This is a genomic window from Streptomyces cyanogenus, from assembly GCF_017526105.1.
Taxonomy (GTDB): Bacteria; Actinomycetota; Actinomycetes; order Streptomycetales; family Streptomycetaceae; genus Streptomyces; species Streptomyces cyanogenus.
In genome coordinates, this window is record NZ_CP071839.1 from 8485604 (window position 1) to 8497517 (window position 11914).

General features: G+C 69.4%; 16 protein-coding genes. 8 read left to right on the top strand and 8 right to left on the bottom strand.

What is annotated here, in order from left to right; all coding sequences use genetic code 11:
- Positions 1-20 precede the first annotated feature (20 nt).
- The 7 genes from S1361_RS37460 to S1361_RS37490 are packed head-to-tail and all read left to right on the top strand — an operon-like array spanning position 21 to position 5012.
- Positions 21-998, top strand: a complete 978-nt coding sequence (locus S1361_RS37460) for a diiron oxygenase (RefSeq protein ID WP_208036255.1) — start codon at positions 21-23, stop codon at positions 996-998.
- Positions 995-1525 (top strand): dCTP deaminase, encoded by a 531-nt coding sequence (dcd, locus tag S1361_RS37465; RefSeq protein WP_208036256.1) that lies wholly within the window; start codon positions 995-997, stop codon positions 1523-1525. The genes S1361_RS37460 and dcd overlap by 4 nt, the downstream gene beginning before the upstream one ends.
- Positions 1522-2049, top strand: a complete 528-nt coding sequence (locus S1361_RS37470) for a dCTP deaminase (protein WP_208036257.1) — start codon at positions 1522-1524, stop codon at positions 2047-2049. The genes dcd and S1361_RS37470 overlap by 4 nt, the downstream gene beginning before the upstream one ends.
- Positions 2046-3146 (top strand): glycosyltransferase family 4 protein, encoded by a 1101-nt coding sequence (locus tag S1361_RS37475; RefSeq protein ID WP_208036258.1) that lies wholly within the window; start codon positions 2046-2048, stop codon positions 3144-3146. Before S1361_RS37470 ends, S1361_RS37475 begins: the two co-directional genes overlap by 4 nt.
- Before the next feature lie 32 nt (positions 3147-3178).
- A complete protein-coding gene (locus S1361_RS37480) occupies positions 3179-3847 on the top strand; it encodes an HAD family hydrolase (protein WP_208036259.1) in 669 nt (222 codons plus the stop codon).
- Between the two features lie 3 nt (positions 3848-3850).
- Positions 3851-4555: a copper homeostasis protein CutC gene (locus S1361_RS37485; RefSeq protein ID WP_208036260.1), complete on the top strand. Its 705-nt coding sequence runs from the start codon at positions 3851-3853 to the stop codon at positions 4553-4555.
- A gap of 1 nt (position 4556) precedes the next feature.
- On the top strand, positions 4557-5012 hold the full coding sequence (locus S1361_RS37490; protein ID WP_243769451.1) for an HIT family protein: 456 nt from the start codon (positions 4557-4559) through the stop codon (positions 5010-5012).
- 26 nt (positions 5013-5038) lie between these two features.
- Here S1361_RS37490 and S1361_RS37495 read toward each other — a convergent pair whose 3' ends face one another.
- The 6 genes from S1361_RS37495 to S1361_RS37520 all read right to left on the bottom strand — a co-directional run bounded on the left by S1361_RS37495 (position 5039) and on the right by S1361_RS37520 (position 8844).
- On the bottom strand, positions 5039-5251 hold the full coding sequence (locus S1361_RS37495; protein ID WP_208036261.1) for a hypothetical protein: 213 nt from the start codon (positions 5249-5251) through the stop codon (positions 5039-5041).
- Between the two features lie 131 nt (positions 5252-5382).
- Positions 5383-6063, bottom strand: a complete 681-nt coding sequence (locus S1361_RS37500) for a hypothetical protein (protein WP_208036262.1) — start codon at positions 6061-6063, stop codon at positions 5383-5385.
- A gap of 323 nt (positions 6064-6386) precedes the next feature.
- The gene (locus S1361_RS37505) at positions 6387-6767 is read right to left on the bottom strand and encodes a hypothetical protein (protein WP_208036263.1); all 381 of its coding nucleotides are present in this window, start codon (positions 6765-6767) and stop codon (positions 6387-6389) included.
- Entirely contained in the window at positions 6764-7387 is a 624-nt protein-coding gene (locus tag S1361_RS37510; RefSeq protein ID WP_208036264.1) for an RNA polymerase sigma factor, read from the bottom strand. The genes S1361_RS37505 and S1361_RS37510 overlap by 4 nt, the downstream gene beginning before the upstream one ends.
- 648 nt (positions 7388-8035) lie before the next feature.
- On the bottom strand, positions 8036-8272 hold the full coding sequence (locus S1361_RS37515; protein ID WP_208036983.1) for a hypothetical protein: 237 nt from the start codon (positions 8270-8272) through the stop codon (positions 8036-8038).
- An 89-nt stretch (positions 8273-8361) separates the two neighbouring features.
- The gene (locus S1361_RS37520) at positions 8362-8844 is read right to left on the bottom strand and encodes an LppU/SCO3897 family protein (RefSeq protein WP_208036265.1); all 483 of its coding nucleotides are present in this window, start codon (positions 8842-8844) and stop codon (positions 8362-8364) included.
- 99 nt (positions 8845-8943) lie between these two features.
- On the opposite strand from S1361_RS37520, the gene S1361_RS37525 reads away from it, so the two are divergent.
- Complete coding sequence (locus tag S1361_RS37525) at positions 8944-9216, top strand: hypothetical protein (protein ID WP_208036266.1); 273 nt, start codon at positions 8944-8946, stop codon at positions 9214-9216.
- A gap of 338 nt (positions 9217-9554) precedes the next feature.
- Here S1361_RS37525 and S1361_RS37530 read toward each other — a convergent pair whose 3' ends face one another.
- Positions 9555-10091, bottom strand: coding sequence for a GNAT family N-acetyltransferase (locus S1361_RS37530; RefSeq protein ID WP_208036267.1), 537 nt, complete (start codon positions 10089-10091; stop codon positions 9555-9557).
- A gap of 724 nt (positions 10092-10815) precedes the next feature.
- Complete coding sequence (locus S1361_RS37535) at positions 10816-11853, bottom strand: alpha/beta hydrolase (protein WP_425088127.1); 1038 nt, start codon at positions 11851-11853, stop codon at positions 10816-10818.
- Positions 11854-11914: the final 61 nt, after the last annotated feature.

An 11914-nucleotide genomic window follows, 5' to 3' on the forward strand; every position in this document is an offset into this window, starting at 1 on the left:
TACACGGAGGAACGCAAGACGTGGGAACCATCGAGGAATCCACCGGTCACGTCGGTCCCGGGACGCTGAGACGGCTCGCGGCGGCCTGGCCCAGACGGGCCACGGTCCGCACCGACATGGAGAAGGTCACCGGACCGGAGGAGTACGACACCGAACTGCTCGACTACCCGGTCGCGCTGATGCCCTTCGGGGAGCACCCCGACTTCCAGGGGGCGCCGGAGGACAAGCGGCGCGCGGTGAACACCCTCGGCTGGATCGCCTACAACGAACGGGTCGTGGCCGCCGAGGAGTTCGTCGTCAACCCCACCTTCGAGAAGCTCGGCCACGCCGTCTACCCCGGTGTGGACCGCTTCGAGGTCAAGGAGATCGTGCGGCAGTCCCACATCGACGAGGTGTGGCACACCTACATGCACATGCTGGGCATGCAGCGCACCCGGGAGGCCAGAGGGATCACCGCCGAACCCGACTGCGGCCACCCGGTGACCAACCGCCTGCTGTACGAGGCGCAGGACGCGGCCGGTGAGCGCTGGGAAGCGGACCTCCTGTACCTGCTGTGGACCACGGTCGGCGAAGTCAGCGTCAACGCCTTCCTGGATCTGATGGCCCGTGACACCACGGTGCAACCGCTGCACGCGACCATCGCCCGGCTGCACGCCCGCGACGAGGCGGCCCACGGACCGGTCATGGTCGAGGTGATGAAGGACGTCTTCGTCAACCTGAGCAGGCCGCAACAGGACTTCTTCGTGGCGTCCCTGCCCGCCGGCATCACGGCCTTCTGCGCCGAGGACTACGACTGGTGGCTGAAGGTCCTGGAGTTCGTCGGCGTCCCGAAGGCCCGGGACATCATCGGGGACTCCCGCGGTGGAGCACACGCGGAGCTGCTCGTCACCGACTTCTCCGGAATCCTGCGCATGCTGCGGGAAGTCGGCGTCGAGGACCGGGTGGACTTCGACTTCGAGGGGGCCGCGGCAACCGGCGCCACGGGGAGGACCGCGTGATCCTCACCGGACCCGAGATCACCGAGGCGGCGCACGACGGACGCATCGTCATCACACCGTTCAGCCCGGCCCAGGTGAACCCCAACAGCTACAACGTCTGCCTGGGGGACAGGCTGCTGACGTACACCGAGGACGTCATCGACCCGTACCACCCCAACGCCACCCGCGAGATCACGATCGGCGGCGACGGCTATGTCCTCCAGCCCGACCAGCTCTACCTCGGGCACACGGTGGAGCAGGTCGGCTCCGACCTCTACGTGCCGCTGCTCTTCGGGCGGTCCTCGGTCGGGCGCCTCGGGCTCTTCGTGGAGATCACGGCGCCCATCGGCGACATCGGCTTCCACGGCCAGTGGACGCTGATGCTGTCCCCGGTCCGACCGCTGCGGGTTTATCCCGGGATGAAGATCGGCCAGATCATGTTCTTCGTGTCGATCGGTGAGGTCGATCTCTACCAGGGCAAGTACCAGGCCTCAGCGGGCCCGCAGGAGTCCCGCTACTGGAAGGACGTGGCGGTGCCCACCACATGATCCTTACCCGTGAAGCCATCGCCACCGCCGTCGAGCGCGGTGACATCGTCATCGAGCCCTTCGACGCCGACCGGATCTCGCCGAACGCCTACGACTGGCACCTGGGGGACCGCATCCGGGTCTGCGAGGGCGACGAGCTGGACGCCGCGGCCGCCACCCACGTCACCGAGCACGTCATCCCTCCCGAAGGCATGGTGCTGCGGCCGGGACAGCTGTACCTCGGCGTCACGCACGAGCGCACCCACTCCGAGCGTTACGCCCAGATGATCAACGGTGACCGCAGCCTCGGCGCGCTGGGGATCTGGGTTCATGTGTCCGCTCCGCTCGGGCACGTGGGCCACGCCATCCGCTGGACCCTGGAGATCCGGGTGGCCCGTCCCGTCCGGGTCTACCCCCTCATGCCCTTCGGGAAGATCGTCTTCCTGGTCGCCGCGGGAGAGAGGTCCAGCTACCAGAATCTGGGCCGCAAGTACACGCAAACCAGCGGCATCGACATATCACGCCTGTACGAGGAGCTGCGGTGAGCGCGGTCCGGGTGCTGACCGGACTCGACCTGCCATGGGGTAGCCCGGGCGGCAGCGTCGAGCTGCTCAAGGACCTGTATCTGGAGCCGTCCGGGCCGTTGGCGGCCGGCGCGTTCATGCTCGCCCCGGACGGTCCGCCACCCCTTGCCGAGGCCGGCACCACGCTCCCCACCCTGCTGGACGTACCGGGCAAACAGCTGAGCGGCGAGGGCTTCTGGGAGTACGTCGACCGGCTGGCGGACGCGGTCACCGCGCACTTCCCCGACCACGAGCAGGACGTCGTCCACCTCCAGCACCTCGCCTTCGGGGCCACCCCGGCGTTGCTGCGGGGCTATCCGAAGCAACCCGCCATAGGGCTGGTGCACGGCACGGACCTGCTCTTCGCCGCGGAGTACCCGACGCAGGGCGAGGTGCTGCGCCAGGCGGTGGCGGCCGCCGAATCCCTGGTGGTGCCGACCGTCGGGATGGCCGACCAGCTGCGGCGCCTCGCACCGGTCGAGAGCAGTCGTATCGTCCACATCCCCTGGGGAGTCCCCGACGTGCTGCTGGCCGAGCCGCCCCTCCGCGAACGCCGGGACGACGGGGAACTGCGCGTGCTCTACGCCGGCCGCCTCACCGCGGAGAAGGGAGCCGCCGAACTGATCGCCGCCCTCACCGGCGTACCGGGGCTGCGGCTCAGCATGGCCTCGCCCGTGGCCGAGTTCCGCCGGCTGGCTGCCGAGCGAGACCTGTCGGCCGTGCGTCATCTGGGCTGGCTGACTCGCAAGGAGCTGTGGGCGGTCTTCGCCGAGCACGATCTGCTGGTGGTGCCCTCCGCGAAGCTCGAAGCCTTCGGCCTGGTGGCCGTGGAGGCCCAGGCGTGCGGACTGCCGGTGGCCTACCAACCGGTGCCCGGCCTGCGGGACGCGCTCGGCGACTCGGCCCTGCCCCTCGACCTCCTCGCCGATCCGCAGCGGGCCCTGGCCGAACTCACCCGGCTGCGCGACGATCCCGGCGCGCTGAACGAACTCCGTCGCTCCGGACTGCGGAACGCGGCATGCTTTCCGCTCTCCCGGACCGCACACGAACTGGCCGCCCTCTCCTCCCAGCTGCGGTGAGTCCCGGCTCCCGCCGTCCAAAGGAACACGACATGTACAACGCCGCGCTGTTCGATCTCGACGGCACCCTCATCGACACGGAGCCCCGCAGCTTCGAAGCGTGGTCACGGCTCTTCCGCAACCACCGGGTCCCCCACGACGAGGCCACGATCAAGGGCTTCGCCGGACGTCCCGGACGCGAGGCGCTGCTCGACCACCTCGACCTGTTCCCCGGCCACACCGTGGACGAACTCTTCGCGGAGGCCCTCGGTTACACGTCCCTGCCCGACATGCCTCCCGTCAAGGCGGTGCCCGGTGCGCTGGAACTGCTGGGCAGGCTGCGCGAGTCGGGGGTGCCGCTGGGACTGGTCACCTCGGGCACCCGGGACTACGCCCGGCACGAACTCGGCGCGATCGGCGCGCTGGACCTGTTCGACGTCCTGGTCACATCCGACGACGTGACGCGCGGCAAGCCGGATCCGCAGGGGTGTCTTGCGTGCTGTGCGGCACTGGGCGTGGAGCCCTCCGCCGTCGTGGTGTTCGAGGACGCTCCGGCCGGGGTGGCGGCGGCCAAGCGGGCCGGCGCCGACTGCGTGGCGATCACCTCCACCCAGCCGCCGGCGGCGCTGGCCGCGGCCGACCTCATCGTCCCCGATCTCACCGGCATGACCTGGCCACCCCCGACCCCCTCCGTGGTCGCGGCGACGCGGTCGGAGGTATGAACCATGAGCGAGACGATTCTTGAGGTGGTCGTCACCTCCGCCGAAGAGGCACGCGCGGCGGTCGAGGGTGGCGCCGACCGGCTGGAGCTGGCGGCCGACATGGAAGCCGACGGCATCGCCCCCTCACCGGCCGAACTCGTCCGTACCAGGGAGGCGGTCACCGTTCCGGTGCGCGTCATGCTGCGCGACAAGGGCGGCTTCCAGGCCGCCGGCATCGACGAGCTCCGCGCCACCGCCGGGGCGCTGCGGGCGGCTGGCGCCGAGGAGTTCGTCCTCGGGTTCCTCACACCGGACGGCGCGCTGGACCTGCCCGCCGTCTGCGCCGTGCTGGACATGATCCCCGGCTGCCGGTGGACCTTCCACCGCGCCGTGGACCACGTGGCCGACCGGAAGGCGCTCCGGCGCGCCATCGACGGGCTGCCCGGCCTGGACACCGTCCTGTCCGCGGGCAGCGTCACGGGTGTCGCGGCCGGACTGCACACCCTGCTGGAGGAAGCGGCCCGCCAGGGGGAGCCGGGCTACACCATGGCCGTCATGGCCGGCGGAGGGCTCCAGGAGAAGCACGTCCCTCTCCTGCACGACAGGGGCGTCCATGCCTTCCACGTTGGCACAGCGGTCCGATACCAGGGCTGGGACAGCCCGGTAGACCCGGCCGCCGTACGCCGCTGGAGAGATCTCGTCGACGCCGCCCGGAAGGATGCCGGCTGACGTGCGGTCCGAGACTCCGATCCCGCCCGACTGCGTGTTCTGCGACATCGTGGCGGGCCGGCTCCACTCGGAGATCCTCTTCGAGGACGAGCGGACCGTCGCCTTCCTGGACAACACCGCGGTCATGGAGGGCCACACCCTGGTCATCCCCAAGCGCCACGCGGCGGACATCTGGGCCATCTCCGAGGACGACGCGACGGCGGTGATGCGTACGGTCCACCACATGGCCGGGGTGCTCCAGCGCGTCCTGGAGGCGGACGGCATGACGCTGTTCCAGGCGAACCGGCCGGCAGGGTGGCAGGACGTCTTCCATCTGCACGTCCACCTGGTCCCCCGGCAGGACGCCGACCATCTGCACCGCCCCTGGCACGTGGGCCGCGCCGATCCGGTCGCGCTGGCGAAGACCCGCCGCCGCATCCTCGGAGCGGAGGGAACGGGTTCCGCCCCGTCCGAGTGAACACATGACCTCGGGCGGCGCGTTCCTCAGCCGGCCACCCGCGTCAGGGCCGCCACGAACTTGCACCGGGCGCCGCGATGGACGGAGCGGACCCGATCCACCGGCTCACCCTCCGCGGTGCGCGAGGTGCATGAGACGACGGCGAGCGAGCGCTCCGCCGGCATCGACGCGTCGGGGTCCAGCGTCCGGATCATCTCCAGCAACTGCCGCTTGACGCACGAGTACGTGGACGCTCGCACACCACTCCGGGGTAGGCAGGATCGCGCCGGGCGCATTGCTAGTCCACGCTGGGGCTGGCCTGACGGTCCGCCAACCGACAAGTGATCAGTTGCCACCGGCAACCCGGGGGAGGGGGCGGCCGGTGCAGTGGCTACGGCGTGTAGACCTGTTCCAGGCTGTGGATGGCGCCGTCGTCGCCGGTCGCGTACTTGAACACCAGTCCGGAGTCGGGGTGCGCCTTGATCCAGTCGATCAACTCCTGCACGCCGATGCGCTGGTTCTTGCTGCTGGCAACGATGGGGTTGGTGGCGGTGACGTACGCGGCCTGGTCGAGGGCCCAGCGGCTGTCCTCGCCGGTGACGACGAACGGCGTTCCGTCGGAGTCACTGCCGGTGCATCCCCACGCCCCGTGCTGAATGACGAGGTTGACCTTCCCGGTGCTGGCGGGGAGTTCTTCAACGCGGTAGACGGCGATCTCGTCGGGGTCGACATGGTCCGGGTCCGGCGCCTTGTCGGCACAGTCGGTGGCCGGCGCAGTGGTCTTGGCCGAGCCGGGGATCCTGGAGGAAGGCTTCGCTGCCGGCGTTCCGGCACCCGCCGCAACCGGTGACGCGGTCGCCGTGGGAGCCGCACCTTTCGACCCTCCGGTGCCCGTCGTGGTCCCGCCCTTGCCGTCGCCGGACGTGCCGGGCGTCTGGCTCGCCGTGGCGGCGGCCCTCGGCGAGCCCTCGGCTCCAGCGGCGGAATCGTTCCCCTGGCAACCGGTGAGAACGGCGGCCAGCGCGGCGGCGGAGAGCGCGATGGTGGCGGGTCTGAGGCGATGAGCGTTCATGTCGGGACGTCCCCCCTGTTCAAAGGCGGCCGTGTCGGCCGCACACCGGTCGGACCGTAACAGCGCCTCGGCTCGCACCGCACTACCAGAACGTCCTGTGTCACGGACTCCGGACAATGCCGTCACGGGGCACGGATCATGTGCCGGAAAGCAGAGACAGAAAGAAGGAAGGCAGGCTGGCCGTGTTGATCACGCGCGCCGAGGTCGCCCTCGACCTGTCGGGCCTCGACAGCGACCAGTTGAGGGGCGCCCTGCGCGGCGTCGTCGCGGATGGGGGGGGCAGGACGTCCGGGCGGCGCGGAACTATGGGATCCTGGTCGTGGTCACCGGGAAGCAGCCGGGACGTTGGTATGGGCTGTCGGCTCGTCCGTGGCCTTCGCCGCCGTGTGCGCCTTGGTGAGGGTGCAAACGCCGTCCACACACTGGCGCTCCAGACGGCCGAGGGAGATGGTCTGTGCCAGGCCGACCATCCAGCAGGTAGGGCAGCCGCGGAAGGCGATCAGGGCCAACGGGGCCGCCAGCAGGGTGGCCGGGCCGGCGACGGGCACCAGGGCGAGCGAGCCGATGATCAACCCGAAGCCGATGGCACCGCGCGCTAGATGGCGCGGAACGGACTTGCTGGCGAAGTTCATCCCGGGCGCGGCGGCCTGGGCCTTCTCGCCCTGAGCGGGCTTCACTGTGCTTGCGACGTTCACGGTGTTCACGGTCGTGAGACTCCTCCGAGTCGTTGGTCGATGGCTTGACCGCGCGCCTGATCGGCGGCTTGGCCGAGTGGTTGGTCTGTCACCGCCAGAGAGTGACGCAGTGCTCCGCGTGCTCTGTGCAGCCGCGACTTCATCGCGGCGTTGCTCAGACCGAGCGAATGGGCAACGGTCTTGCCGGGCAGGCCCTGTACGTCCCGCATGATCAGAACCTGCCGCTGGTCACGGGGAAGGGCGCTGACCGCAGCCGCGACCCGCTCCGCCTCCAGTCTGCGCAGCACCGCGTCCTCGGCGGATGGTTCCGCAGTCGCCTCCGGTTCGGCTGTCGCCTCGTCGCTCCGCGAGACGAGCAGCCGTACCTGCCGGAGGCATTCGTTGCGCACGATCCGGAACATCCATGAGGCAAGCGCGCCAGTGGCCCGCAGAGTCCCGATCTTCCGGTAGAGGATGATGAGCGCCTCCTGCGCCGCGTCCTCCGCGTCCTGCGGTGAGGAGCACAGCGACATGGCGAACCTGCGCACATGAGGCTGCGATTCCATGACGACGGCGGTGAGCGAGGTGACGTCGCCGTCCTGAGCGGCCTTGATCAGCCGCTCGTCCGGCCAAGTGAAGCGTTGGTTCATCTGAGACTCCTACCCGGAAGGCGCCCTACGGGCAGGTGCTGGTCAGCTTCGGCTCTTGGAGCGCCGCATCAGGTGCCAGCTGCACGCACCCACGAGCAGGGCTCCGATCACCACGAGGCCAGTGACCATCATCGGTGGTTCCTCCCAGTTCTGCCGGCTCCGTTCGGCCGGTACACAGACAAGAGGCGGGGAGATCCGAAAAGGATTCGCCTCCGGCCGATGTCTCCAGGAGAAGGAGGCCTTGGGGGGCCTCGCCATCGAGATCGAACGCGTCACGGCCTGACCACGTGCACTATGCCGCCGAACCGCGCGGGGGCAGGAGGCCACCGGCCCGTCGCTGGTCGACCGGGCGAAGACAGACAGTAAGCACCACCTCGCTCTGCGAGGCCCGCGGTACCCCGCTCAAGGCCATCACCACCGCCGCCGACGTCAAAATGATCAGGCCGTGCGGCAGCTGGAGGAACATTCTTGTCGAACGCTGCCATATGCCGGGCGACGGCTGCGCTGGACGGCCTGGCGTAGCGGCGGTGGACAGTGCGCGGGTCCTTGTGCTGGAGGATCGCGTGATTGTGCCGTCCTCCGACAGGTGCGAGTGCCTCAGCTGGTACTGGGTCAGGCAGGCGAAGGCCACCTCGTCGCCGGCACGCGCTAGCCGGGCGAGCCGAGTTCAAACACCGGCACGCCCAGCACCGCTGCTTCGATGCCACACGTCGAACAGGCGCTCGCCAGGCCGTCGGCAAAAGCAGCCGTCACCCTCGCGGCCCTGCTGATGTGGGCCTGACATTCAATGACAGAACTCAGCGTGGCGCCGGCGGTGGCGAGGAAAGTCGGCCCGAAGTCCGGAGAACGACGGGCAGCGCGCGATGCCGGGGCGAGGCGCTCCATACGTCCTGCGGGGTGAGGCCGGTTGTCCCGAGGTGCCCGCACGGCCGACGCCCGCTCCTGGGACGGCGGCCGCGAACGGGATCAGAAACTCAGAGCTTGGTGAAGCACATCGTGTGACCCAGGCCCCGGCGGGTGACCTTGATGCCGTAGTCGTACTCGGACCCGCATTGCTGGCCCGCGACCACCAGGTCGCCCATCTTGTACTCAGCCTCGGGAGAGTCGCAGTCGACGACCGTCGGTACCGGACTGCCGTGAGGGTCCTCGACCTTGACGCAGTCGCCGATCGAGGGGTTGTGCGATGCGGCCTCTGCCTCCTTCTTCGCCTTGCCGCCGTTGGGGTCGGTGTTGTAGTCCCAGACCCAGTAGCCGAGGGCACCGAACACGGCTATGACGATGACGGCGGACTTCAGCATCCGTCCCAGACCGCCCGGCTGCGGTCGCTGCGGCCCACGGGGAGGCTGTGGTTGCCGCGGGTGTCCATGGGGGGCCTGCGGCTGCTGCGGGTACCCGTAGGGCTGCTGCGGCTGCCCGTACGGCGGCTGGTTCTGGTACTGCGGCGGAGGTGTCGACATGCCTGCGGATCCCCGTTGTTGAGTGTCGGAGCGTGATCAATGCGAGCGCGAGACTACCCCTCGGGATCGCACGGTCGCCAACTGGCGGTCACTCGGGGCATGCAGTCGGTCGGCGACGAGAACACACAGGTCATCAACCCCGGACTCAGCGACGACTCCGTCTGCTTCCCCGGCTTCGTACCAGGCCACCCGATGCACGTCCACGCCATCGCGCGTAACACCGAACTCGGCGACGTCGCCGGGCAGCATGTCGTCGCGGAGCCGGACGACCCGTGCCGGGTGCCGCCAGACTTCCCCGTCCTGGGCGGTGTCCAGATCGAGCTCCGCCACCAGGCGGGGTTCGACGAGAAGGACGTCCAGCGAGGTCCGTGAGCCCCGCGACGCCGTGAACCGGAGCCCCCCCGAGGGTGTCCGGACCGGCCGCGGTGAGCTGTGCGGCAAGGCGCCGGGACGTTTCGGGGCGCAGCGGGGTACTGCGGTCGACCAGCCGCAGCGCGCCGGCCACGTCGTACCGGCCCGGCAGCAGACTCCCGGGACGTGCCAGGGGCCGATGATCGCACCGATGACGGCCTCGGTGGTGTCCCGGCGGCGGACCTTGTACAACCAACCGCGGACCCCGGGCAGGTAGCGCTGCTCCCGGCCCGTGATCACCAGTTCACCGGCCCCCGGCTGCTGGGGGTAGCCCTGGGTGGGTCTCCCCCAAGGGTCCGTCACATGGGGAGCGAGAACAGCCGCACCGCCCCTGCGGGCCAGCGGACGTCGTCGCGCAGGGGCGTCACCATGGTTCGCAGCGGCATGGTCGCCAGTCGGCCTTCGGGTTGTTCGACGAGTACTTCCTTGTCCAGCGGGTGCCATCCGAGGCGCTGGTAGAGCGGTACGAGGGGAGGCCGGCAGAACAGGAGTGCGTGCTGCGGACCCATCGTTCGGGCGTGCTCGAGTGCAGCTGTGACGACGAGCCGCGCCAGCCCCCGACCTTGCATACCGGGTGCGACGGCCACTCCGCCGACGCCCACCACCTCTGTCTCGATGTCGCCGATCGCGACAGGCAGTCGCAGAAGGCCGGCATGTGCCACGAGCCGGCCGTCGTGTCTGATGACGAAGTGATCTTCTTTCGGCAGCCAGGTCAGACCGGTCCAGGCGACACCGAATGGATCATCGCTGTTGCCAAGGATCTCCGCCTGGTCCGCCTTCGTGTACTGGGCAAATCGCAGCACAGTCGGTGCTACAGAAGAGGGGTTCTCAGACATGCCCACATGATGATCTCTTCGGCGAGCACGGGCCAAGCGAGTCCCCAGCCCGTCTGCGCCGCCCAGAGCTGGGGTTCAGGCCAAGCGAGGGTGATTCGCCGTCCTCGATACCGGAGACCTTTCCTCTGCGCCGAGACGACAAAGGGGGGCCGGGCAGAGACGCGCCCTGGTCGACGACCGCGTGCGAGGCGAGGACCTGCTGCAGCTGTCTGTTCTCCTCGCGCACCCGCTCCGGTTCCGCTGCCGACTCGTCGGCCGAGGCGTGCGGCGGTTCGGGTGGGCGGCGGCCGCTCGCTTCCCGCGCGCCATCACACCGCCACACCCACCACAACAACCAGCGCAGGATCCGCCCCGGGCGACGGCATCCCGGCCCGGGGCGCGCACGCCACCCGCGTCTGGCAGCCCCTGAGCCGCGCCTCGCCGTGTCACGTGACCGCCCGCCACCGTCGCCCTGGTATTCGTCACCAGCACCCTGGCCTCGCTACTGCTCCTGGGCGCGGGGACGGTCCCATCGCGTTCAAGGGAGAATGACGCCGCGATGAGCGTCGGCCCAGGTGAGCATGTCCTGTCGCGTGTGAGCAGCGCCGCAGGTGCCGTCGGATCAGGGTGCGACCACAACCTGGTTCGGCGGCAGCCTGGATGGCGGAGCGGTCCGGCCCTGCTGAGGCGGCGTCCTTGTCCGCGCGGCCCGCATGCCGGTGCCTCCTGCTGCCGTTCCCGACGGTCAGGAGGCGAAGGCCCTTTCCAGCCTGGGGATCAGGTCCCGGAGGTCCTGCTCCCAGCAGCCGGCGTTGTGGCCGCCGTTGCATTGAGTGCCCCAGGCGGAACCGTCGCCGTAGTCGACGTAGTGGTAGGACATGCCCAGCGCGTCCATGCTGTCCTTGACGTGCTTGGCCGCGCCTTCGAGCCAGAACTCGGGTTCGATCGGTGAGCCGCCTCCGTTGCCCACGTAGACGGAGACCCCGACTCCGGCGAGTTTGTCCATGTGCGCTGCGGGGTCGACCTCGTTCCACCGCCAGTCGGCATTGAACACCGGGTAGGGCGAGCCGAACAGCGCGTCACTGTCCACGCCGGGTTTGTAGGGGGAGTTGTCGGGGTCACAGGCGCCGGATGACGAGCCGCAGATTGCGCCCAGCGCATCGGTGACGGAGGCGACGACGGCGAGGCGCAGGTCCATGGACTTGGCCGACAGGTCGATGTCTCCTGAAAGGGATGCGGTCTGGCTGAACAGGTCGGGACGGACCTGCGCGTAGTGGAAGGCGCCGAAACCGCCCATGGACACACCGGCGATGGCCCTGGCCTTCTTGGCGGGAATGGTCCGCAGGTTGGCGTCGATGAACGGGATCACCTGCTTGAGGTGGAAGTTCTCCCAGTTCTGGGCGCCGAGTTGAGTCTTCTGATTGAGCCAGTTGGCGTACCAGCCCCGAGCCCCGCCGTCCGGGATGACGGTGATCATCGAGTCCGACTTCGTCAGTGCCGGATAGTTCTGCTGAACCGGGTCGTCCGGTGAACCGTGCAGGAAGTACAGCACGGGGTAGCGCCTGCCCGGGTCGTCGTAGTAGCCGCTCGGCAGAATGATTTTGATGTGGTGCTTGCCCGCCACCTCGGGCGTGGTCACGGTGATGGAGAAGTTGGTGGGGCCGCCTACGGCCGTGTCGACCTGGGTCAGGCCGAATCCGTTCGCCATCGGGGGCGGTGAGGTGGTGTCGGCGGCCTGTGCCGGATCGGCCGGCATGACCGCCATGGCGACGGCGGTGACCATCCCCGCCGCCATAAGTCGCCACCCGTTCGGTGTCCTTGTCACAGCGTGCCTCCTCATGAGC

What these genes read in the sequence shown, in the direction of transcription:
- S1361_RS37470 (WP_208036257.1), top strand. Translation starts at nt 1,522, where the DNA reads ATGATCCTTACCCGTGAAGCCATCGCCACCGCCGTCGAGCGCGGTGAC.
- S1361_RS37480 (WP_208036259.1), top strand. Translation starts at nt 3,179, where the DNA reads ATGTACAACGCCGCGCTGTTCGATCTCGACGGCACCCTCATCGACACG.
- S1361_RS37485 (WP_208036260.1), top strand. Translation starts at nt 3,851, where the DNA reads ATGAGCGAGACGATTCTTGAGGTGGTCGTCACCTCCGCCGAAGAGGCA.
- S1361_RS37500 (WP_208036262.1), bottom strand. Translation starts at nt 6,063, where the DNA reads ATGAACGCTCATCGCCTCAGACCCGCCACCATCGCGCTCTCCGCCGCC.
- S1361_RS37510 (WP_208036264.1), bottom strand. Translation starts at nt 7,387, where the DNA reads ATGAACCAACGCTTCACTTGGCCGGACGAGCGGCTGATCAAGGCCGCT.
- S1361_RS37515 (WP_208036983.1), bottom strand. Translation starts at nt 8,272, where the DNA reads ATGGAGCGCCTCGCCCCGGCATCGCGCGCTGCCCGTCGTTCTCCGGAC.
- S1361_RS37520 (WP_208036265.1), bottom strand. Translation starts at nt 8,844, where the DNA reads ATGTCGACACCTCCGCCGCAGTACCAGAACCAGCCGCCGTACGGGCAG.
- S1361_RS37525 (WP_208036266.1), top strand. Translation starts at nt 8,944, where the DNA reads ATGCAGTCGGTCGGCGACGAGAACACACAGGTCATCAACCCCGGACTC.
- S1361_RS37530 (WP_208036267.1), bottom strand. Translation starts at nt 10,091, where the DNA reads ATGTCTGAGAACCCCTCTTCTGTAGCACCGACTGTGCTGCGATTTGCC.
- S1361_RS37535 (WP_425088127.1), bottom strand. Translation starts at nt 11,853, where the DNA reads ATGGTCACCGCCGTCGCCATGGCGGTCATGCCGGCCGATCCGGCACAG.